Below are 22,209 nucleotides of genomic sequence, written 5' to 3'. Positions count from 1 at the left end.
GAGACATCGCAGGAAGAGAGGGCTTCATGATGGAGAATTGGCGCAGAGCCTGGAAGAGAGCGTTATCCCGATATGATTTGTACCTGATGCTGCTGCTTCCGGTAGCCTGGTACGTCGTTTTCCAGTATGGCCCGATGTATGGGGTCCAGATCGCATTCCGAGACTACATTCCTGTCAAAGGAATTACCGGCAGCGACTGGGTCGGGTTCGACAATTTCGATCGTTTTTTCTCTTCGTATTACTTCGGCCGACTGCTCTGGAATACGGTGAGCATCAGCCTGCTTTCTTTACTCATTGCATTTCCGATACCCATTCTACTGGCTCTCCTCGTTACCGAGATCCGAAGCCAGCGCTTCAAGAAGCTGCTGCAAAATATAACCTACATGCCGCACTTCATCTCCGTCGTCGTTATCGTCGGCATGCTTCAGCTGTTTCTGGATCCGAAATCCGGCTTCGTGAATTTGATTCTTAACGCATTCGGCTTCGAATCCGTACCATTCATGGAGAGCGAAGGCTGGTTCAAGACGATTCTCGTCGGCTCTAACATTTGGCAGAACATGGGTTGGGCTTCCATTATTTATATTGCCGCGCTTAGCGGCATTAATCCGCATCTATACGAAGCTGCAATGGTAGACGGCGCTAGCCGCCTTCGCCGATTATGGCATATCTCATTGCCTGGCATTACGCCGATTATGATCATCATGCTGATCCTCGATGTCGGTGCGTTCATGAACGTCGGCTTCGAGAAAATTCTGCTCATGCAGAACGATCTCAACCGCGGTGCGAGTGATGTTATCCAGACTTTCATCTATAACAACGGGATTCTGCAAGGCGACTTCAGCTACAGCGCCGCCGTCGGTCTGTTCAATTCGGCGATCAACTTTACACTGCTGGTTCTTATTAACGGCTACGCTCGCAGAAAGGCGGAGACGAGTCTATGGTAAATCAACAAACAATTGTAACGCGCCGCAGATCGGCCTCCGTGGCTGGTGAGCGTGTGTTCGACTTTATCGTCTACGCCATCGCCGGGCTCATCATGCTAATCGTGCTGTATCCGCTGCTGTTCGTCTTGAGCGCATCCTTCAGCGACCCCGTGCGAGTGATGAACGGTGATCTATGGCTGCTGCCGGTAGGCTTCACACTCGACGCGTACAAGGAAATATTCCGATACGACGCGGTTTGGACGGGATACCGCAACACGCTTCTCTATACAGGTGTCGGTACGATAATCAACGTCACCATGACGACGCTGGCGGCCTACCCACTGTCCCGTCGGGACCTTCCAGGACGGCGTATTCTAATGTTCCTGATTACATTCACGATGTTCTTCAACGGCGGAATGATCCCTACTTATCTCGTTGTCAAAAATCTTCATCTCGTCGATACGATGTGGGCGATGATCGTGCCTACCGCAATCGCTACCTATAACCTGATCGTCATGCGGACGTACTTCCAGAACAGCATTCCATGGGAGCTGCAAGAGGCTTCCATGATAGACGGCTGCACGAACACGAGACTGCTGCTTCACATTATTCTGCCGCTGTCGAAGCCGATCATCGCCGTCATGGTGCTGTTCTATGCCGTCAATCAGTGGAATGCCTTCTTTAACGCACTCATCTATTTGCGGGATGACGCCCTTTATCCGCTGCAGCTTGTGCTGCGTGAAATTCTGATCGTCAGTCAGAGCAGTTACTTGGACAGCTCCGGCTCCACGTTTGGGATGACCGAGAAGCTGCTGCTGGCTGAGAGCATCAAATACGGCCTTATCATTATCGCAAGCATTCCTGTCATTATGATGTATCCGTTCGTGCAGAAGCATTTTGTGAAAGGTGTCATGATCGGTTCCATTAAAGAATAGCGCGTTCACCACCAACAGAATGGAGAGAACACAATGAGTAGACGGGCTGCAATTACGGTGCATGCCGAACGGCCTTCGGCACATCGCATTAATCCTTACGTTTTTGGCCATTTCGTAGAGGACATTCGCGACCATATGGACGCTATGCTTGCCTTCGTGCTGAAGGACATGGACTTCGAGGACGAAGCCGACGGGCGTGGCGTATCTTCCGGCTGGCATGCGGTTACCGATGGTAAAAATACCGAGTACGCGCTAGAACCTGCAGCGCCTCGCCATTCCGGCCACAGCCAGCGCATTCGCATCCTGAGTGCGGATCAGTGCCGAGGCGGGATCGGCCAGCACGTCAGCGTGGAAGGCGGCATGACGTACCGCTTACACATCGTGGCGCGGGCGGCCATTGATCTGCCCTCTGCCGTGTGCGAGATCGTCGATCGGGAGACAGGAGAGCTGCTTGGCACTGTCAACATAACGCTTCGTGGACATCGATGGCAGACGTATGAGGCTGAATTGCAGATTAGCCGGTCCTGTGAACGGGCTGAATTCCGAATCATCCTCACATCCGAAGAGGATCGTTGGCGTGATGCAATTGGTTCGGGAACGATCTGGCTCGATCACATCTCTCTGCTTCCTTCGGACAGCATCGGGTACGTCAAACGGGATGTCGTCGAGCTGACGAAGCAGCTAAAGCCTGGCATGATGCGTCTCGCGGGCAACTACATTAGCGCTTATCACTTCGAGGACGCGATCGGCCCCGTGCTGGAGCGCCCGAATATGATCAATGAAGCTTGGGGCGGATGGACGAACAAATATTTTGGCACGGACGAGTTTCTGGCATTCTGCCGGGATACGAACACGGAGCCGCTCATTTGCGTCAACGCCGGGACGGGAACTCCCGAGGAAGCAGCGGCTTGGCTCGAATATTGCAATGGAAGCATCGATACGGTCTACGGGGCGCTGCGCGCGCGCAATGGACACCCTGAGCCGTATGGCGTTAGATATTGGGAAATCGGCAACGAGATTTACGGCCATTGGCAGCATGGTCATTGCACGGCCGAGGAGTTCGCGCATCGCTACAACCAATTCGCGAACGCGATGAAAGCCACCGATCCCAACATCGTCCTGCTCGCCTGCGGCGATTGCGATCCCGAATGGAATCGTATACTGCTCGAACGTTCGGCGGATAAGATCGATATGCTGACGCTGCACATTTATCATGGCCACGGCACGGTCGGCATTCTGCCGGAGACGCCGAAGGAAACGCGGTATCCCGCAGTCGTCTCGTTCGCGGAAGTGAGCCGATCCATCATCGGCAGCACAGCGGCGCTTATCGAAGAAGACCCGGCTTACGCACATATGAAGCTGGCCATTACGGAATACAACACGATGTACTACCCGAATACGATCCGTAAAGATCGTCCTATGGAGCATACGCTGGAGGCAGCGGTCGCCAATGCAACGAACTTGAACGAGTTTCTGCGGCAGTCCCATCTCGTGGAGATCGGCAGCTTCTCCGATCTCGTCAACGGCTGGCTTGGCGGCTGCATCCGCATCGGAGATGTCTATGCGGATCAATATCGCGGCAAGGTTCCTGGCTGGAGCGGACGCAGCCGCGTCGCGTACGGCACGCCGACTTTCCATGTGATGAAGGCATATGCCAATCGCAGCATCTCCCGCATCGTGCCAGTGACGACGGATTGCGACACGTACGATTGGACCGCCGGATCGAATCGCTTCGCCATTGATCCGAGCCCGGCATCGGTGCTGGATGTTGCAGCTGCTCTCAACGAGGCGGGAACAACACTGACGATATTCGCCGTGAACCGCGGTCTGGAGCCCGTTGAGGCTGTATTGTCGGTGGGACTATTCGAAGAAACCGGCGATGCCATCGTGTGGGAACTGACCGGCGACGACTTCGAAGCGATTAATTCCGTGTTCGAACCGGAAGCCGTCGTGATGCAGGAACGGCGCCTAGCCTATAATCGTGCAGGTCAACCTCCCATTCTCGACATGAAGCCTCATTCGGTCTATGTACTGGAATTCCATCGTTGAGTTCGCCATTATTGCCCGGATTTCGGAAAGGAAGTGCAGAAGCCATGCGTCAACTTCAAGTGCGCCCTTCCTGCTGCGCAGCGGGGAGAGAGATCGTCTCCGATAAAACGGTCCGCGATACCAAGGAATTGCCTTCGCCAACGAATGCTGCCAAGAGCCGGGAGCATATTCGCGCGAAAATGGTGCGCCTGGCAGGTGGCACGTTCCGGATGGGAACAGATGCGGCGGAGAGCTTCCCAGAAGACGGCGAAGGACCGCCCCGATGGGTCACATTGAAGCCCTTCCTGATCTCGCCTCATGCCGTAACGAATCATGAATTCTCGCAGTTCGTCGAGCAGACCGGGTATCGAACCGAAGCCGAGCGTTTCGGCTGGTCGTTCGTTTTCCATATGCTCGTCTCGCAAGAAACAAGACGCAAGGTGACACAGTTCCCACCGCAGACTCCCTGGTGGCTGGTCGTTCATGGAGCGAACTGGCTTCATCCGGAAGGACCTGACTCCTCGCTGGCGAATCGCTCGGATCATCCGGTCGTGCACATCTCCTGGAACGACGCAGCCGCCTACTGCCTATGGGCCGGCGTCAGACTGCCGACTGAAGCCGAGTGGGAATTCGCGGCCCGCGGAGGTCTCGCAGAGGCGACTTATCCTTGGGGAAATGAGCTGACGCCAGGCGGCGAGCATCGCTGCAATATCTGGCAGGGCGAATTCCCCATCGAGAATCGCGCAGATGACGGGTATATAAGTACCGCTCCGGTACAAGCGTACCAGCCGAACGGATACGGTCTATTCAACATGGTTGGGAACGTGTGGGAATGGTGCGCGGACTGGTTCTCGGCGGATTATCATCGCATTACATCTATTGAGAGTCCCTATGGCTCCGAACCGACCGGCAGCCGGTCCATACGAGGCGGCTCTTACCTGTGCCATGACTCGTATTGCAACCGCTACCGAACGGCAGCCAGGAGCAAGAATACACCTGACAGCTCTACGGGCAACATGGGATTTCGCATAGCGGCTTCCGTATAGATACGCCGCCAACACGATTTATACCCACTTACATTCAGCTTACGGACTAAAGGAGGGATCGTGGGATGGCCTCATCGCACAAACCGAATATATTGCTCATCACGAGCGATCAGCAGCATTGGAACACGATCGGCGCGATTAATCCGGAGCTTCATACGCCGAACTTGGATCGGCTCGCGAAGGAAGGCACGATGTTCTCCCGCGCTTATTGCCCGAATCCAACATGCACGCCGACACGCGCTTCGATCATTACAGGAACATACCCGAGTCAGCATGGCGCTTGGACGCTCGGCACGAAGCTGCTCGAAGACCGTCATACAGTCGGTGAAGACCTGATCGCCAGCGGGTACGAGACCGCCTTAATCGGCAAAGCGCATTTTCAACCGCTCAAAGGAACGGAGGAATACCCTTCGATCGAATCTTATCCGATCCTGCAGGATCTAGACTTCTGGTCAACATTCAACGAGCAGTTCTACGGCTTCAACCATGTCGAGCTCGCCCGCAATCATACGAACGAAGCTCACGTGGGCCAGCACTATGCACTCTGGTTGGAACAGAACGGGTGCGACAATTGGCGTGACTACTTCCTCGCGCCAACCGGAACCATGGATCCGTCGATTGCTCATAAATGGCCGATACCCGAGCAGTACCATTACAACACGTGGATTGCGGAGCGTTCCAACGCGCTGCTGGAATCGTTCAAGGAATCGGAGCAGCCGTTCTTCTTATGGTCCAGCTTCTTCGATCCGCATCCCGACTATCTAGTGCCCGAGCCGTGGGATACGATGTACGATCCGGAGAAACTAACGATTCCTTCCATTGTTCCAGGGGAGCATGATCGCAACCCGCCTCACTTCGGCATGACCCAGCTCGACAATCCAGATTTCCGCTACCTCAAGGAGACCGGAAGGGAAATTCACGGCTACCGCTCACACTTGCTGCCGGAGGACGAACGCAAACAGCTCGTGGCGACGTATTATGGCATGATCAGTCTGATGGACAAATATATTGGCCGCATTCTCGACAAGCTTGATGAGCTCGGGCTGCGGGATAACACAATCGTCGTGTTCACGACAGACCACGGTCATTTCTACGGCCAGCATGGCTTGCAGTACAAAGGCGGGTTCCACTACGAGGATCTGATCAAGGTACCCATGATCGTCCGCTATCCCGGACATGTACCGGCTGACGCACGCAGCACCGCGATTCAGTCGCTCATCGACTTAGCGCCAACGTTGTTGTCCATGTGCGGCATTGCGATTCCGAACGCAATGACAGGCGTGGATCAGAAGAACGTATGGCTGGGACAGAACGAGCAAGCGCGCGATCACGCGCTCTGCGAGTTCCGACATGAGCCGACGACCATTCATCAGAAGACGTACGTCGACGAACGTTACAAGCTGACGATCTACTACCGCCAGACGTATGGAGAGCTGTTCGATTTAGTTAATGACCCGAATGAATGGCACAATCTGTGGGATGATCCACAGCATGCCGGGCTGAAGTCCGAGCTGCTGCTCAAGTACGCTTGGGCCGAGCTTGGCAAGGAAGCGATGCCCATGCCGCGTATTCATCATGCATAAAATAAGGGGTTGTTCCCAAATCGTCTATGACATAGACATTTGGGAGCAGCCCTTTCATTCTTTTGCTTATAGAATCTCGTGCATGATCGGCATCTCGTTCAACACGAGCGCTTGCTTCAACGGGAACTTTTGTCTTCCAAGGGGATAATGATTAGCAGTTGCAGATCTCTGCGGCATGCCGTATCTTATAGATAAGAGCCATGAAAATATTTTTCTTAAAATATTAATATATCATGAAATTTATTTTCTTTTCATGAAAGGAATCGCAAAAGTGAGCCTACTAAACACGATTCGCGACAATATGGACAGCTTTAACCCGAAGGAACGGGAGCTCGCTGCCTTCCTCCTTGCCAGACCGCAGGAAGCGGCTCGATTGACGATTACCGAGCTTGCCAAAGAAGCTGGCAGCAGTACGGCAACGGTGTCCCGCTTCTGCCGAACACTGCGTTTTCAGAACTTTGCAGAGTTCAAGATGCAGCTGGCCGGCGAGCTCGCACAGCCTCCGGACACGACGCAATATCAGGATATCGTGGCGGGCAATCCGCTTCCTGATATCGTATCGGCAATTACAATTAATAACCTTCGGTCGGTAACCGACACGACGCATATTCTCGATATCGGAGAGCTCCGCAAGGCGATTGAAGCGCTGCACTCGGCTTCACGAATCGATCTATATGGAGCGGCAACCTCGGGTCTTGTAGCGCAAGATTTTTTCCACAAACTGATCCGAATCGGTAAAGCGGCGGCGGTATTCACGGATTCGCACATGCAGCTTACTTCGGCTTCATCGTTGACCGCGAAAGACGTTGCGATCGGCATCTCCTACTCCGGGGAAACGCCGGAGACGATCCATGCGCTGCGATGCGCGGCCGATCAAGGCGCGACGACGATCTCGCTTACCCGCTTCGGCGCTGGCGGTCTTACCGATCACGCGAACATCCGGCTGTTTACCTCCTCCTCCGAAGCCGGGATGCGCCGAGGCGACATGGCGTCGCGGATGGCGCAGCTTCACGTCATTGATATATTGTTCACCGGCCTCGTCAGCGAGCATTTCGACGATTATGTTCCACGACTGGAGCGATCATTCCAGACCGTTAAACACTACACAGGTAAAAAGGAGCGGACAAATACATGAACATCCTAACTTTCGACTCGGATGACAAATTAAATGAAGCAGGCGCGGGCATCATTACAGGTGTCGTGCAGACGAATAAGCGTGCGGTGCTAGGCCTCGCGACAGGCGGAACGCCCGTCGGTCTCTACAAGCATGTCGTCAGCGATTTCAAGCGCGGCATGTTCAGCTTCAAGAACGTTACAACGTTTAATCTTGATGAGTATATCGGCCTGCCGGCCAGCCATCCCGAAAGCTATCATTCCTATATGCGCCAGCATTTGTTCGACCATATCGATATCCAACCGTCTCAAGCACATGTTCCGAATGGCAATGTTCCTGATCCAAAAGCAGAGTGCGCGCGTTATGACGAGATGATCGAGGATTCCGGACAAATCGATCTTCAGCTGTTAGGACTCGGGCACAATGGACACATCGGCTTTAATGAACCCGCCCACGCACTCACGCGGGGGACGCATATCGTCGACCTGGCAGAGGAAACTCGGCAAGCGAACGCTCGGTTCTTCGATTCGATTGAAGAAGTCCCGACTCAGGCCATTACGATGGGTGTCGGCACGATTCTGAAAGCAAAGATGATTCTGCTTGTCGTGAAAGGCGCGGACAAAGCCGATATCGTACAGCGTGCGCTGCAAGGACCGATTACGACCGATTGCCCAGCATCCCTGCTGCAGACGCATCCGCACCTGGTCGTACTGCTGGACAGAGCGGCAGCGGAGAAGCTGGCATGAGCAGCTCAACATCAACATCGATGAGCCCGCTCGTCCTGAAGAACGTCAAGCTTGTTACGCCACAAGGCGTCTTGGATGAAGGTTGGATCAGGCTGGCGGACGATCGCATCGAGGCATTGGGACACGGACCGATTGCGGCCTCTAGCGGAGAAGGCGAGATTATCGACGGTGCTGGAGGCTGGGTACTGCCCGGTTTCATTGACGTCCATGTTCACGGAGGCGCAGGTCATGACTTCATGGATGCGGACGAGGAAGGGCTGCGCGCGATTACCAAGTTTCATGCCAGCCATGGAACGACCGGTATTCTCGCTACTTCGCTGACAGCGTCCCGCGACGAGCTAACTAGCGTACTGGATCGGGTAAGCCAATTCATGTCCACTCCCATGCCTTATGCGCAAGTGCTTGGCGTTCACTTCGAAGGCCCATTCGTGAGTGACCAATGGAAGGGCGCGCAGAACCCTGACTACATATTGCCTCCGCAGCCCGATTGGCTGGAGGAATGGGTCAGCCGTTATCCCGGCGTCATCCGCATCCAGACGCTTGCGCCGGAAGTGGATGGCGCGCTCGATTATATCGAGCGCTTGGACAGCCATGGCATCGTCCCTTCGTGCGGGCATACAGATGCAACGTACGACCAGATCATCGCGGCAGCGGATCGCGGGCTGCGCCACGCGGTCCATACCTTCAACGCGATGCGTCCTTATCACCATCGCGAGCCAGGTACGGTCGGCGCTGTCCTGACCGACGACCGCATCATCGCCGAGGTCATCGCCGACGGCCATCATGTGCATGCCGCAGGCATCGAGCTGCTGCGCCGCGCCAAGGGACCTGAGCGGGTCATTCTTGTCACCGATGCGATGGCTGCCGCGGGCATGCCCGATGGCGATTACCACCTAGGCGAGCTTCCGGTTACGATGACATGCGGTGTCGCGAGGCTGACCAATTCGGGCAATCTCGCCGGCAGCACGCTCACGATGATCGGCGCCCTGCGCCATATGGTTCGCGAGATCGGCGTGCCGATCGCGGACGCAAGCCGCATGGCAAGCGGCAACCCGGCCCGTCAGCTCGGCATCGACAACGTGACAGGCTCGATTGAAGTCGGTAAACAGGCCGACATCCTGCTGTTGAGCGATCAGCTGGAGATCGAGCGTGTATGGATTGGCGGACAGGAATTGGAACTGGAGTACTAATCTTACTAGGACAACTAAAAACGCCGCCGTAAAGCCTTGGTCATACTCCCTCGCGCTTCCTGGCGGTGTTTTATTTTTCCCACAACCTCTTACTCCACCTTCCGCCGCATCTGCTGCCGATATTCATTTGGCTGCATGCCCATTACATCGCGGAATGCACGCGTGAAGCTCTTGTAGCTTTCATAGCCGACCATATCGGTTACGTCGATGATTTTATGCTCCGTCTCCGCAAGCAGCCGCCGCGCTTTGTCCAAGCGAACGTCCCGCAAGTATTCCGTGAAGCCTTTGCCGATGTTCTTCTTGAACAGGTTGGAGAAATACGCGTAATTCAACGACACATGATTGGATACCATAGCGAGATCGAGCGGCTTATGATAGTTCTCGTGAATGAATCGGATCGCTTCGTTCAAATCCCGCGTATTGCGGTAGCTGCACTTGAAATCGTAATAGAGCTGGTTCAACCGAAGAAGCTGCTGCTGGAGCGCTTGAATATACTCGCGAATGCCGGGGTAGTCGAATAAATTGCGCAGGCAATCAATGTCTAGCGCTTCCTCCCCTAGATAGGGCCGGATAACGCGTTCGTACTCTTCGATCAGCTCAACCGTAGCACGGCATAACTGCTGGGTGTAGCGGACGTTGTAGCGCCGCAGCACATTTTTGTGGAAGAGTGATGAGATACCTTCGGCTATCTTACAGCTGCTAGGATTGCCGATATGCTGGAACAGCTCCTGCAGCTCGTCATGCGGGATCTGCCATTGCTGCGCAAGTCCCTCCATATAAGCTGGCAGCATGCAGCGCTTCTCAGGGAACAGGTAGCTGTGGCGATTCACATCCATGAGCTGCGCATAGCTGTCCGGCAGCGCTCGTAAGCTCTTATGCGGGTGAGTCATGACCGTGATCGCATCGATCTGGGCGGATTTGAGGGCAGCGGGCAGCGCATCCGCATCGATGGACGCATCAACCGCGAGAATGAGCTGCGTTCCTTGCTGTAGACACAAGCATCCTTGCGTCCCGTACACGCTGTAAGCAATGGCCTCTATACTATGCGCGTTGCTCGCACCCGGCTGGTTGATCCACCTTTCCTCCCGCAGCAGGCATAGTCGGTAATTACGCCACAGCTCCGGATTGTGCTGTTCGTTCTGAACGACCCAAGCATCATCGTAGGCTGCCCCTTGCATGAACATGCACAGCTCTTTGCGCTCTGTCTCCTTCACCTGCATCGACATATGATTCCAATCACGAGAGAGTTCCTGCTTCGTTCGGATCTCTTGCAGCACGTGGTCTACCGCGGTTTGCAGCTCCTCCCGCTTCACGGGCTTCAGCATATAGCCCTTCGCACCAAGCTCAATTGCCTTCTGTGCGTAAGCGAACTCGCCATAACCGCTTATAATGAGGAAATCCACATGGATGTGCGCTGCTTTGGCGCCCGCCATCAGCTCTAATCCGTCCATATCCGGCATTCGAATATCGGTTATAACGAGATGAATGAGGCTCTCCTGCAGCAGCCGAAGAGCCTCGACACCGTTAGCGGCGCAGAAGAGTTCACCAAGCGGCAGCGGAAATTGGCTCAGCATCGCCTGAAGGCCCTCACGTATGTTCCTCTGGTCATCGACGATTAGAACGTTGAACATGGCTACCAGCCTCCCAGATTGTCATTTTCCCAAGGCAGTCGTATCGTCACGCATGTGTAGACGCCTTGCTCGCTCTCCATCCATAGTCCGCTGCCAGTGCCGTAATGAAGCTGCAGCCGTTTATGTACATTTTCCAAGCCGAGTCCGTTGTTGCTCCCTGTAATCGGTGCATCCGATTCCCCGCGCAGCACAGCCTGAAGGTTCTCCAGCATATACGGCTCGACGCCCACGCCGTTATCGCGGATGTTGATCAGAAGACTGTCATTATCCACACTGACATGGATTCGAATGTGCACACCACCACCTGAAGGGGCTGCATGGCGAACGGCATTCTCGACGATCGGCTGCATGCACATCTTAGGGATGGCATATTGCAGCACCTCTGGCGGATAATCCGCTGTTAATTCAATGCCGCCGCTCTCCATGAAGTTAATGAATTGGACATAGCTCTGAATATTGGCAAGCTCCTCGCCGAAAGCGACCGTGTCGCTGCGCCACTTCATGCTGTAGCGCATGAGCGAGCCTAATGTGACGACCGCATCGGCAATGGCTGGCCGCCGTTCAACCTCTGCCAGCATGCGAATCGATTCTAGGGCGTTATATAAGAAATGCGAATTAATCTGCGAATGCAGCGAGTGCAGCTGCGCGTTCTTCGCAACGAGCTGCTTATCGACCACCTGCGTCATGAGCCGCTGGATCTCCTCCAGCATGCCGTTATAGCTGACGGCTACCTCATCAATCTCATCGCCGGTTTCATTCGGACCAAGGCCCGTTTCGATTTTCGCATCCAATTGGCCGCCGCGAACCTTGCGCATCGACAACAATACGCTGTCCAGCCTGCGGAAAATGCGACGGTTCATCTGCGATACAAGCACCAGCATAAGCAGCAGTCCGATCAGTGCAATTGCGATGACGAGCACGTACCAGCTGCGCGGCCCCTTCAGCAGCGCCTCTCGGGAGGCGATATCGACCACATAGGCGTTCAGTGGCGCGATGTAGTGGTATTGTGCGTAGTAGGTGAAGCCACCCACTTTGGCCTGAATGGGGTCTGTCTGTTGGAGCATATCGAGCTGCTTGTGAATGCTGGTGAAGATGTCCCCTAAATGATCACCTTCATTATGTACAAATGCATGCTTATCGTTATAGATCGTACGAGCAGGGTCGTTCGCGTCCATGACAACCGAGAAGAATGTGCTGTTCGTATCATCCAACAAATCGCCGAAAAACTCGCTGTGCGAGCTTCGAACCTCCATAATGCTTGGATATTTCTGCAATTGGCTTTGAAGCCGCACCAATCGATAATAAGCCAATGTGTGCTCGCCATCCTTGAGAGCGAACAAACGGTAGGCTGCTCCGCCTTCGTTGCGCAGGCTCAGCCAATATTCCTGCGGCCAGAATCGGTCATAGCTGTAGATCTCGGGCCAAATCTCTTGGACATTCGGGTTATCGACGTAGAAGCTGAGCTGGCTGATCATCTTATTGCTTTGAATAATGTGGCGCATCTGTTCGAATTGGTTCTGCCGGAACTTCACCAAGCCAAGCCCGTCCGAACGCATGTCGGAGTGGATGTAGTCGACGAACGATTTCTGCGCGAGCGCAATCGAGGAAACGTTTTCAATAATGCTCATTCTGCTGCGCAGCTGCTCGTTCAGATGCATGACGTGGCTGCTGCCGGAGGCCATCGCTTCCTTGTACAGCTGTTCCTCCTGAATGTGGATGAACAGGAAGGCAATCAGAATGGCAGGGACGGCGATCAGCAGGCTGAAGGCCAGAAACAATTTATGCGTAATGCTGGAATTGCGATAAATTCTCTTCATCTGCCGCAGTGCACGCCTCATCGTTGGCCCCCCTATTTCTGTAATATAGCAGACGATATCACTTCATGGGTAGGCCTGGAACAGATCATACCGGCCACCTATTTGGTGACCGGTTCATTGCGAACGAAACAATCCTTACTCCGCCATTTTGGCTTTGCGCGCATCAAGCTCCGTTTGACGATATTCCATTACTTGCACGAAGCCGTATTTATCGCGGCGGGACAGGAAGCTGTCGAATATTTTATCGAACGCTGCATCATCCTTGGCCATAATCAGCTCCGGCATGACCTCCTGCCAGTTCTGGCTGATCTTCGCCCAGTTAACGGCAACCTCCGAATCACCAAGCGGGTCCAGGCCCTTGTAGATGCCGCTGTCGATATCCGCTTGCGCGTTCGCGAAGTCTTCCATTTGTTTAATAACAGGCGACTTCTCCGGTCTCCACTGGTTCACGATAACCGGATTGCGCATCATCCAATACGTATCCAGTACGCCGTATTCCTTCTCCAACTTCTCGATATCCGTGTTGACCAGGTTCACTAGGTCCGTCTTCAGCTCCGGCTTGCCGCCAACATTGTCCCACGTTTCGCCTTCTTTACCGAGGAACAGGTCACGTTGGCCTTCTTCACTCGCCAGATAGGTGAGGAATCGGATCGCACGCTCAGGGTTCTTCGTCGACTTGCTGATCATCGTAACCATCCAGCCGTCCATGTTGCCAGGGAACAGTTTTGCCGAATCGCCGTTGCTGTTCTGCGGTCCATCTACGGCGATGTAGTAAGAATCAGGGTTCGCGCTCGCTGCCAGCATCGGGTTAACCGCAGCCATACCCGTCCATTCGCGAATCATCATGAAGTAACGTGCGTTGTTCGTTTTCTCCTCCACCTGTTGATCCGAATCCACCAGGAAGTCGGCGTTCAGAAGCCCCTTCTCATAAGCGGAGCGGAACGTCTTCAGCCATTTGATATAATCAGGGTCCGTCATGCGGTCATACACTTTGCCGTCTTTCTCATATGGAATCGCCAGCAGATTCTGCAAGTACTCCGTCATGCCATAAGGGACATTGCCCTGCGCGAAGAACGGGCTCATCGGTTGGCCCTTGTACGTGGAGTACTTGTCCTTCAGCGTCTGCAGCGCACCGAGGAATCCTTCCGGCGTCGACAGATCCGGCTTACCCATCTCTTCATACAGATCCTTGCGGACCAAAAAGGTTTGGTTAGCGGCCGTCATGCCTGTTTCATGCATCAGATTAGGACTGTAGGAATCGTTAGGAATGCCATAAGTGTTGCCGTTTGGTTGTTTGTACCACTTCAGCGTGCCGTCGCCCGCTACCTTGTAGAAGTATGGATCGTATTTATCCGCCAGCTCATTCAACGCATAAACCTGATCGCCTTCCCAAAGCTTCTTCACAGCCGTTTCCCACGAGCCCATGCTGATCAGATCTGGCAGCTGACCGGACGTCATCATAAGCGTTAATTGCTCGTTCGCATCGCCGGAAGGCACTTCGAGCTTCACGTTCACGCCTGTTTTCTCCGTAATGTATTTGGAGTTCAAGCTGTCGCCCCATTGGTGGGCGTACCAGGAAGCGCCTACGAACCAGCTCAGTTCAATCGGACTCGTATCAAGCTTCCACGCTGCTTCTTCGGCGCTTGGCGTTGCAGGCGCCGTCGCAGTTGCATCGTCTGTCTTCGTGGTGCCGGTGTCCGTTGACGACTCGGACTTATTCTCGTTCTCGTTACTGTCCGAGCCGCTGCACGCGGCCATGCTCAGCGTCAGAATCATCGACAGCGTGAGCGCCATGAAAGGCTTGATCATCTTGATGCGTTTCATTGGCATGTTCATCCTTTCTTTACCCCTTATATGATGATCTATTGAAATCACACGCCTCCCTTCATCATGCTTCAAGAGGCCTATGATGCTCAACCTTTAATTGCGCCGATCATAACGCCCTTCACGAGATAGCGCTGGATGAACGGGTAGAACAGCAGAATCGGTACCGTCGCGACCATCATGGACGCGAACTTGATGGAGTTGCCGGGCAGCCTCGCGCCGAACTGCGCCATCGCCTGCTGCTGCATGAACGACATGGAGTTCTCTGCGATGATTTTGTACAGCATCGTCTGCAATGGCAGCAGCTCCTGCGAGCGGATGTAGATAACGCCTTGGTAGTAATCATTCCAATGGTAGACCGCCGAGAAGAGCGCAATCGTCGCGATAACCGCCATGCTGTTCGGCAGCACGATTCGGAACAACACCCCATAATCCGAAGCGCCGTCTACCTTCGCTGACTCCTCTAGACTGTCAGGAATGGTACGGAAGAAACTGATAAAGATGACCATATCGAAGAAGGAGTACATAGCGGGAATGATGAACACCAGGAAGTTATTGTAGAGCCCCAGCTTCGTCATCAGCAGGAACGTCGGAATAAGTCCGCCCGAGAACAGCATCGTAATCAATGCGTATTTCATATAAAATTTTCGACCAATCAGGTTCGTCTTACTTAGGCCGTACGCCACAATGGCGGTGAACAGCACGTGCACAACCGTTCCGATTATCGTCCGCAGCGCGGTGATCAGGAAGCCATGCATCATGTTCTCGTTATTGAACACGACGCGGTAGCTGTCGAGAGAGAACGCCTTCGGAAGCCAATTGACGGTTCCCAGCACCGCATACTCCGCGGCATTGAACGAATTGACCAGCACGAACCACATCGGATACAGCGTCATGAAGCATACAGCCAGCATCAGCAGTCCATTGGTGATTTCGAAACCACCGATACGGCGTAATTTTGTACGGTTAACCATCATTCAGCCCTCGCCTCATCAGAAAATGCCATCCCCGCTTAGTTTCTTGGACGCGTAATTGGCCATTAACAGCAGCCACAGTGCCACGATCGAACGCGCGAACAGGACGGCTGTCGAGAAGGAGTATCGGCCCGATACGAGACCCATGTTGTAAATATAGAGGTCCAAGCTTTCCGCCATCTTCAGGTTCATGTTGTTCTTCAGCATGAAGATCTGGTCGAAGTTGCTGCCGAGAATGCCTGCAACAGCCAGAATGAACAGGATTGCGATCGTAGGGCGAATCGATTGGATCGTAATATGCCACATGCGCTGCCAGCGGTTCGCACCGTCCAGCTCCGCCGCCTCGTACAATGCCGGATCGATGCCTGCGATCGCCGCGATGTAGATAATGGCGCTCCAGCCGGTTTCCTTCAGCACATCGGAAAAGAACGTAATCCACCAGAAGTACTTGGGCTCGCTGTTGAACAACACTTCGCGATCCTGTAGACCAAGCCCTATCGCCAGCTGATTGATGACACCACCTTCGCCGAGCCAGTTCAGCATAATGCCGCCGAATATCGTCCAAGCGATGAAGTGCGGCAGGTAGGAGATCGTCTGCACCGTACGCTTCATCCGAACGCTTCGAATCTCATTCAGCAGCAGGGAGAATACGATCGGGATGGCGAAGCCCAGCACAAGCTTGATGCTGCTCATCCCCAGTGTGTTGCGAATCGAGCGCCAGAAGCGGTCGTCCGTTAGGAAATCCTCAAAATGCTTAAAGCCTACAAAAGGCGAACTGAGCATCGGCTTGGCGATGCTGTAATCCATAAATGCGATAATGAGCCAGAACATCGGGATGTAGCAGAAGATGAACATCCAGATGATACCGGGTATGACCATGCTTTGCAGCTGCCACTGCCTGACAAACGTTCGGATACGACCTTGCAGCATGTTGCCCTCTCTCCTTTCGCTTTCATCGTAATGAAAACGCGTACACAAAAAAATGGCATGATTTTTGATGCTATCTCAATATTTTGGGTTTGATTGATTGGGGCCGGATAAACGGTATGCTGAGGCTGAGGTCATTCATCAATAGGAGGAATAACGGAATGAACAAGCTGATTTGGCATCAGAATTTCTTGAGCAGCGGCGCGGATTTGAAGCAGTGGAATATTCGTCAAGGCAACGACTTGGTCGATGATAACGGTAATTTCATTACAACTGGCTGGGGCAACAACGAGCAGCAATTCTATACGGACAGCGCCAACAATCTCTATATCGATGATCAGGGCCTTCACCTATGCGCACATCGTGAGATTGTTGAGTCGGGCGATCGCCGTTTCGTCTATACGTCTGCTAAGATCGATACGAAGAACCATATGTCATTCTGTTATGGCAAGCTGATCGTACGTGCGAAGCTGCCGACTGGAGCCGGCATATGGCCGGGCATCTGGATGATGCCGCAGGACTCTGTTTATGGGAGCTGGCCCGCTTCCGGCGAGATTGACATTATGGAGGCGAAGGGCCGTCTGCCGGATCGAGTCTACGGTACACTGCATCATGGCACCGACATGGGACCCAACAAAATAACCGATGAGTTTCACTACGCATTCGAGCAAGGCGGGAGCATTGATGCATTTCATGATTATGGGCTGGAGTGGGACGAGAACAGCATGCGATGGACAGTGGACGGGCATTGCTTCGCCGAGCGGCGCCTGCAGCCGGGCGTAACCCCCTTCGACCAGAGGTTTTTCCTCATCCTCAACCTTGCCGTTGGCGGCTGGTTCGATGACGTACCGATTGATGAGCATGCACTGCCAGCGGTCATGACGATCACGGGCATTTGGCTGTATCAGTAACTGATTCATAAATAAACAATGCAGAACCTCTCACGTATCAAAGGCTCTGCATTGTTTAACTTCTTATTATTTTTTCTTAACCTTTTTTAAAAGGATTCTTATTGGGGACGCTTTATATCATACTGTTAGAAATATAAATTTGCCATTTGAAATAATGAATAAAAACCAATATTCCCACTATGGTCCGTATACTTTTTCTTATTTATATCTGAAACCAAATCAAAAAACTGTAGAGCAAATAAATATAGAATTTTATTTTCTGTCATTCTAAATTGAGAAATGTAATTAGTGATATTTGTATTTACTTCATTTGAATTGTTACTACCCAACGCAGGGACACTTATGTTATTAATATCAGTCGGAAGTATACTCATAATAAGCATTACAATATCATTTCTTCTCTTTTCTATTATGACTGAGTCCGACATCCCAAAATTAATATTCAAATATTTATAACTTGCTCTATATCTATTTATAAATGAACTTAAAGACTCGCTTCTGCTCTGTTCAGTATATACTTGCTCAGCTTTGTGATTGTTTATTATCTGAGCAAATTTTGATTCTATATCGTAGATACCATCAAACAGTTTTCTATTAAATTCGTATAAAATAATAACAAACATTATCATGACCATTTGCATTGGGCTATGATTTTCAAATGATTCAGGAAAATGTCTTTCAACACCTAAACCGGACTTAAACAAATCATTTAGATATATGTATTTGTTTAAAACTTTTTTCACTTTTCTCGGATTAGTAAAATTCATTCTACGAAAAAAGTCTTGCAACAATTCCCTAGAGTATCTCTCTGAATTATTCTGAATGTTCAGTTTCCTAAAAAAATCATTAATAAATTCATCAACAGATATAATCTCTGGCATATTAAATGTTAAGTCAAATATTTTTTCTAAGTATTCCTCAGATTTAATTATATTATTATACTTTATATTTATAGCTTTATTTACTGCATCCTTGTCGATACCGCAAAAATACACAATTTTATTTGAATCAGTAAAAAAATGTTTTATTGAAGATAATAAATTCAGTATGTTTTCAGATTCGCAGCGATCTAAATCATCAACAAAAATTAATATTTTCCTGGAAGTATGTTGATAGTAATCCTCAATTAACATTTTAAATTTCTTATTAAATTCTATAACTTCAGCATAAAAAGATCTATTCCCTATAGACACAATATCATTTTCTGTAAGACCAGTGGCTACAGTTATACCATACAGTGATATTTCCGAATTGTGTAATAATTTCTTTCCGAAATTAAAGATGGATCTTCCCAAGACTTTAATACTCTCAATAATTGGAGAGGACATTTCATTTTCATCTTCAATTATTGCAACGATCTGTTCAAATAAAGATAGAGCTAAGTTAGAGTCATGCTCGTATTTCCAGGCTTCAAAAAAAACTGTTTTATATCTTGTGGTCTTACTCTCAATATATTTCATTACTGATGTTTTTCCACTACCCCAATTACCATATAACGCTATCATGTTATTTTCTTCAAAGTACTCAGTACTATTGTCTAGAATACTTCTTATTGTTTCTGCTTTAAATACGGTTCCAAACAAGTCATTATTTTCAGCCATATTATAAGGTTTATTGTTATAGAATACATTCAACTTAATCGCCTCTGTTTCGTTTTATCAGGATCCTTTTTTGCATCGATAAACCAGAAATAGGTGAAGTAAACAAACGTTCCGCACATAGCAAATTCTATAACTACAATCGGCTATCCTTCTTCCCGCTATTCCATAATTTTTAAATGAATTCCCGTACTGCAAATTGACTTCTATCAATAAATAGGGCCTTGTTATCAGAGCATGAGACAAAAAATTGGGGTATAACCAAAAATATAGTGCCTTTTCGGCCCGCGGAGGCTTCCGATACAATAAATTGCGGGCCCATCTTGTAAGCGCTTACGAATATCTCATAACGATGATCGGAGGATGATTATGAAGAAAATATGGGGGTTGCTGCTTTCCCTAACGTTATTCCTAAGCACCGGTTTACTGCCGAATGCAGGCATTCAGGTTGCCGAGGCAGCCGGCACGACCGTCACCTCAATGGCGTACTATTCAGCCAATGATGGTCCAGTCATCTCGAAATCAGGGGTCGGACAAGCAAGCTACGGCTTCGTTATGCCCGTGTTTAACGGAGGTGCCGCGACTTGGGCAGACGTCGTCGATGACGTGGGCGTGAAAGTAAAATCGGGCGGCAGCTGGATCGATATCGACAGCGTCGGCGGTTTTATCTACAACCAGAACTGGGGGCATTGGAGCGACGGCGGCTTGAACGGCTACTGGTTCACCCTGTCCGCTACGACAGAAATCCAGCTCTATTCCAAAGCGAACGGCGTCACGCTCGACTACACGCTCGCGTTCCAGAACATTAACACAACAACCATCACCTCTATGACCCCAACGGCGGGAACGCAAATTACAGCCGGATATACCGGCGGTGCAGGCATCAATTATCCTACCTTCAACAATGATTCCGCGATCCCTTATGCAGCTGTCGCTGACGATCTGAAAGTGTACGTCAAGCCGGTCTCCTCCAGCACATGGATCGACATCGACAATAATGCAGCCAGCGGCTGGATCTACGACAGCAACTTCGGTCAGTTCACCGAAGGCAGCGGCGGTTATTGGTTCACAGTGACGGAGTCGATTAACGTTAAGCTGGAATCCAAGACCTCCTTGGCCAACGTCATCTATACGATTACGTTCAACCAACCGGTACGTAACTCGTATACGCTCACTTCCTACGATGGCACGACAACTTTTACAGCAGATACGAACGGTTCCATTGGCATTCCACTGCCTAAGATCGATGGCACACCGGCGATTGGAACCGAGCTCGGTAAATTCGTGTATCAGATTAACGTCGGCGGACAATGGGTGGAACTAAGCGATTCCAGCTTAAGCAGCTTCACGTATGCAGGCAACGGCTACAATAACATGTCCGATGCCAATCAGTGGGGCTACTGGGCTGACTATATTTACGGACTCTGGTTCCAGCCAATCCAAGTCGACATGCAAATTCGCATCGGCTATCCGTTAAATGGGCAAACGGGCGGAAGTGTCGGCAGCAACTTTGTCACCTACACCTTCATCGGCAACCCGGATGCACCTCGGCCGGACGTTACCGATCAAGGAGACATTACGATTGGTACACCTACCGACCCTACCCTAGATGGCTACAGCCTGAATTGGCAGGATGAGTTCAACGGAACGGCGCTGGACACGAACAAGTGGAACTACGAGACAGGCTACTATATCTCCGATGATCCGAACAGCTGGGGCTGGGGCAACAACGAACTGGAGTACTATACCACCAGCACGCAGAACGTATTCGTGCAGGACGGCAAGCTCAACCTGAAAGCAATCGACGATCCGAAGTCGTTCCCGCAGGATCCAACCCGCTATGCCCAATACTCCTCTGGCAAAATCAACACGAAGGGCCACATGTCCATCACATACGGCCGTGTCGATATTCGTGCGAAGCTGCCGACGGGCAACGGCTTATGGCCGGCACTCTGGATGCTGCCGGAAGATTCCGTATATGGCGCATGGGCTGCTTCCGGTGAGATCGACATTATGGAAGCAAAAGGCCGTCTGCCGGGTACAACCAGCGGCGCTGTCCATTTTGGCGGCCAATGGCCGGTTAACCGCTACATCTCTGGGGAATATCACTTCCCGCAGGATCAAACCTTCGCTAACGACTTCCACGTGTATTCCGTGGTCTGGGAAGAAGATAATGTGAAATGGTATGTGGACGGCAAGTTCTTCCTCAAAGTCAGCCGTGAGCAATGGTATTCCGTTGCAGCGCCGAACAATCCGAACGCACCGTTCGACCAGCCTTTCTACCTCATTATGAACTTGGCGGTCGGCGGACACTTCGACGGCGGTCTGTCACCAGATCCATCGGACATCCCAGCTACGATGCAGGTCGACTACGTTCGCGTGTATCAAGAAGGCAGCGGCGGTGGCGGGAGCACGAGTGTGCCCGTTACGGGCGTAACGGTTCAGCCGACGAGCGCACAAGTTGAACAAGGCAGCAGCGTGCAGTTAAGTGCCACTGTCGCGCCTTCGAATGCAACGAACCAGCAAGTGAGCTGGTCCGTCGCCAATAGCAGCGTCGCTTCTGTGAGTGCGAGTGGTCTCGTCACAGGACTCTCGCCAGGAACAACGACCGTAACGGCAACGACGGCTGACGGCAATTATTCCGCTGCCACCACCATTACTGTGGTGACACAACAGCCAACTACGGTCACGATCAGTGATGCGGTACGTGGATTGAAGAAGACCGGCAACAACCTGGTGTTCTACGTGAATGGAGCCACTTTCGCCGATTTGCACTATAAGGTCAATAACGGTGCACAATTGAACGTCGCCATGTCATCGACTGGCGATGGCAACTATACGTATCCGCTAAACAACTTGCAGGCCGGCGATACCGTCGAGTACTTCTTCACCTATAATCCAGGGCAAGGCGCGCTGGATACGCAATGGTTCACTTATGTTCATGGCGTGACGTAGGGGACAT

At 51.8% G+C, this 22,209-nt stretch carries 16 protein-coding genes; 10 read left to right on the top strand and 6 right to left on the bottom strand.

Features of this window, described 5'->3' with window-relative positions; genetic code table 11:
- Positions 1-26 precede the first annotated feature (26 nt).
- The 8 genes from DFQ01_RS09270 to nagA all read left to right on the top strand — a co-directional run bounded on the left by DFQ01_RS09270 (position 27) and on the right by nagA (position 9,565).
- Positions 27-944, top strand: a complete 918-nt coding sequence (locus DFQ01_RS09270; protein ID WP_110043615.1) for an ABC transporter permease — start codon at positions 27-29, stop codon at positions 942-944.
- Positions 938-1,858: a carbohydrate ABC transporter permease gene (locus DFQ01_RS09265; RefSeq protein ID WP_110043614.1), complete on the top strand. Its 921-nt coding sequence runs from the start codon at positions 938-940 to the stop codon at positions 1,856-1,858. Before DFQ01_RS09270 ends, DFQ01_RS09265 begins: the two co-directional genes overlap by 7 nt.
- A 33-nt stretch (positions 1,859-1,891) precedes the next feature.
- Complete coding sequence (locus tag DFQ01_RS09260) at positions 1,892-3,907, top strand: alpha-L-arabinofuranosidase C-terminal domain-containing protein (protein WP_110043613.1); 2,016 nt, start codon at positions 1,892-1,894, stop codon at positions 3,905-3,907.
- Positions 3,908-3,951: 44 nt separating this feature from the next.
- Positions 3,952-4,932, top strand: a complete 981-nt coding sequence (locus DFQ01_RS09255; protein WP_110043612.1) for a formylglycine-generating enzyme family protein — start codon at positions 3,952-3,954, stop codon at positions 4,930-4,932.
- Positions 4,933-4,997: 65 nt separating this feature from the next.
- Positions 4,998-6,515, top strand: coding sequence for a sulfatase family protein (locus DFQ01_RS09250; RefSeq protein ID WP_110043611.1), 1,518 nt, complete (start codon positions 4,998-5,000; stop codon positions 6,513-6,515).
- A gap of 253 nt (positions 6,516-6,768) precedes the next feature.
- Positions 6,769-7,650: a MurR/RpiR family transcriptional regulator gene (locus DFQ01_RS09245; RefSeq protein WP_110043824.1), complete on the top strand. Its 882-nt coding sequence runs from the start codon at positions 6,769-6,771 to the stop codon at positions 7,648-7,650.
- Positions 7,647-8,375: a glucosamine-6-phosphate deaminase gene (gene nagB / locus DFQ01_RS09240; protein WP_110043610.1), complete on the top strand. Its 729-nt coding sequence runs from the start codon at positions 7,647-7,649 to the stop codon at positions 8,373-8,375. The genes DFQ01_RS09245 and nagB overlap by 4 nt, the downstream gene beginning before the upstream one ends.
- Positions 8,372-9,565, top strand: a complete 1,194-nt coding sequence (nagA, locus tag DFQ01_RS09235) for an N-acetylglucosamine-6-phosphate deacetylase (RefSeq protein WP_110043609.1) — start codon at positions 8,372-8,374, stop codon at positions 9,563-9,565. The genes nagB and nagA overlap by 4 nt, the downstream gene beginning before the upstream one ends.
- Before the next feature lie 89 nt (positions 9,566-9,654).
- On the opposite strand, the gene DFQ01_RS09230 is transcribed toward nagA, so the two are convergent.
- The 5 genes from DFQ01_RS09230 to DFQ01_RS09210 all read right to left on the bottom strand — a co-directional run bounded on the left by DFQ01_RS09230 (position 9,655) and on the right by DFQ01_RS09210 (position 16,741).
- Positions 9,655-11,196, bottom strand: coding sequence for a response regulator transcription factor (locus DFQ01_RS09230; RefSeq protein WP_110043608.1), 1,542 nt, complete (start codon positions 11,194-11,196; stop codon positions 9,655-9,657).
- Positions 11,197-11,198: 2 nt separating this feature from the next.
- Positions 11,199-13,034 carry a sensor histidine kinase gene (locus DFQ01_RS09225; protein WP_110043607.1) on the bottom strand — a complete coding sequence of 612 codons (1,836 nt, stop codon included), beginning with the start codon at positions 13,032-13,034 and terminating at the stop codon, positions 11,199-11,201.
- A 114-nt stretch (positions 13,035-13,148) separates the two neighbouring features.
- Positions 13,149-14,837: an extracellular solute-binding protein gene (locus tag DFQ01_RS09220; protein ID WP_174812917.1), complete on the bottom strand. Its 1,689-nt coding sequence runs from the start codon at positions 14,835-14,837 to the stop codon at positions 13,149-13,151.
- 89 nt (positions 14,838-14,926) lie between these two features.
- The gene (locus DFQ01_RS09215) at positions 14,927-15,814 is read right to left on the bottom strand and encodes a carbohydrate ABC transporter permease (protein ID WP_425452375.1); all 888 of its coding nucleotides are present in this window, start codon (positions 15,812-15,814) and stop codon (positions 14,927-14,929) included.
- A 15-nt stretch (positions 15,815-15,829) separates the two neighbouring features.
- Complete coding sequence (locus tag DFQ01_RS09210) at positions 15,830-16,741, bottom strand: ABC transporter permease (protein WP_110043605.1); 912 nt, start codon at positions 16,739-16,741, stop codon at positions 15,830-15,832.
- A gap of 158 nt (positions 16,742-16,899) precedes the next feature.
- Between DFQ01_RS09210 and DFQ01_RS09205 the strand changes: the two genes are divergently transcribed.
- Entirely contained in the window at positions 16,900-17,649 is a 750-nt protein-coding gene (locus DFQ01_RS09205) for a glycoside hydrolase family 16 protein (protein ID WP_174812916.1), read from the top strand.
- A gap of 125 nt (positions 17,650-17,774) precedes the next feature.
- Here DFQ01_RS09205 and DFQ01_RS09200 read toward each other — a convergent pair whose 3' ends face one another.
- A complete protein-coding gene (locus tag DFQ01_RS09200; protein WP_110043603.1) occupies positions 17,775-19,283 on the bottom strand; it encodes a KAP family P-loop NTPase fold protein in 1,509 nt (502 codons plus the stop codon).
- A gap of 333 nt (positions 19,284-19,616) precedes the next feature.
- Here DFQ01_RS09200 and DFQ01_RS09195 point away from each other — a divergent pair, with 333 nt between their 5' ends.
- A complete protein-coding gene (locus DFQ01_RS09195) occupies positions 19,617-22,202 on the top strand; it encodes a family 16 glycosylhydrolase (protein ID WP_245946592.1) in 2,586 nt (861 codons plus the stop codon).
- Positions 22,203-22,209: the final 7 nt, after the last annotated feature.

The organism is Paenibacillus cellulosilyticus, from assembly GCF_003182255.1.
Classification (GTDB): Bacteria; Bacillota; Bacilli; order Paenibacillales; family Paenibacillaceae; genus Paenibacillus_T; species Paenibacillus_T cellulosilyticus.
The sequence above is the reverse complement of the archived record's forward strand: the minus strand, read 5'-3'. Positions and strand labels throughout refer to the sequence as shown.

Excerpts from the sequence above, each read along its gene's own strand:
- DFQ01_RS09265 (WP_110043614.1), top strand. The coding sequence starts at position 938 with ATGGTAAATCAACAAACAATTGTAACGCGCCGCAGATCGGCCTCCGTG.
- DFQ01_RS09260 (WP_110043613.1), top strand. The coding sequence starts at position 1,892 with ATGAGTAGACGGGCTGCAATTACGGTGCATGCCGAACGGCCTTCGGCA.
- DFQ01_RS09225 (WP_110043607.1), bottom strand. The coding sequence starts at position 13,034 with ATGAGGCGTGCACTGCGGCAGATGAAGAGAATTTATCGCAATTCCAGC.
- DFQ01_RS09250 (WP_110043611.1), top strand. The coding sequence starts at position 4,998 with ATGGCCTCATCGCACAAACCGAATATATTGCTCATCACGAGCGATCAG.
- DFQ01_RS09215 (WP_425452375.1), bottom strand. The coding sequence starts at position 15,814 with ATGATGGTTAACCGTACAAAATTACGCCGTATCGGTGGTTTCGAAATC.
- nagB (WP_110043610.1), top strand. The coding sequence starts at position 7,647 with ATGAACATCCTAACTTTCGACTCGGATGACAAATTAAATGAAGCAGGC.
- DFQ01_RS09210 (WP_110043605.1), bottom strand. The coding sequence starts at position 16,741 with ATGCTGCAAGGTCGTATCCGAACGTTTGTCAGGCAGTGGCAGCTGCAA.
- DFQ01_RS09255 (WP_110043612.1), top strand. The coding sequence starts at position 3,952 with ATGCGTCAACTTCAAGTGCGCCCTTCCTGCTGCGCAGCGGGGAGAGAG.
- DFQ01_RS09220 (WP_174812917.1), bottom strand. The coding sequence starts at position 14,837 with ATGAAACGCATCAAGATGATCAAGCCTTTCATGGCGCTCACGCTGTCG.
- DFQ01_RS09205 (WP_174812916.1), top strand. The coding sequence starts at position 16,900 with ATGAACAAGCTGATTTGGCATCAGAATTTCTTGAGCAGCGGCGCGGAT.
- DFQ01_RS09270 (WP_110043615.1), top strand. The coding sequence starts at position 27 with ATGATGGAGAATTGGCGCAGAGCCTGGAAGAGAGCGTTATCCCGATAT.
- DFQ01_RS09195 (WP_245946592.1), top strand. The coding sequence starts at position 19,617 with ATGAAGAAAATATGGGGGTTGCTGCTTTCCCTAACGTTATTCCTAAGC.
- DFQ01_RS09245 (WP_110043824.1), top strand. The coding sequence starts at position 6,769 with ATGAAAGGAATCGCAAAAGTGAGCCTACTAAACACGATTCGCGACAAT.
- nagA (WP_110043609.1), top strand. The coding sequence starts at position 8,372 with ATGAGCAGCTCAACATCAACATCGATGAGCCCGCTCGTCCTGAAGAAC.
- DFQ01_RS09230 (WP_110043608.1), bottom strand. The coding sequence starts at position 11,196 with ATGTTCAACGTTCTAATCGTCGATGACCAGAGGAACATACGTGAGGGC.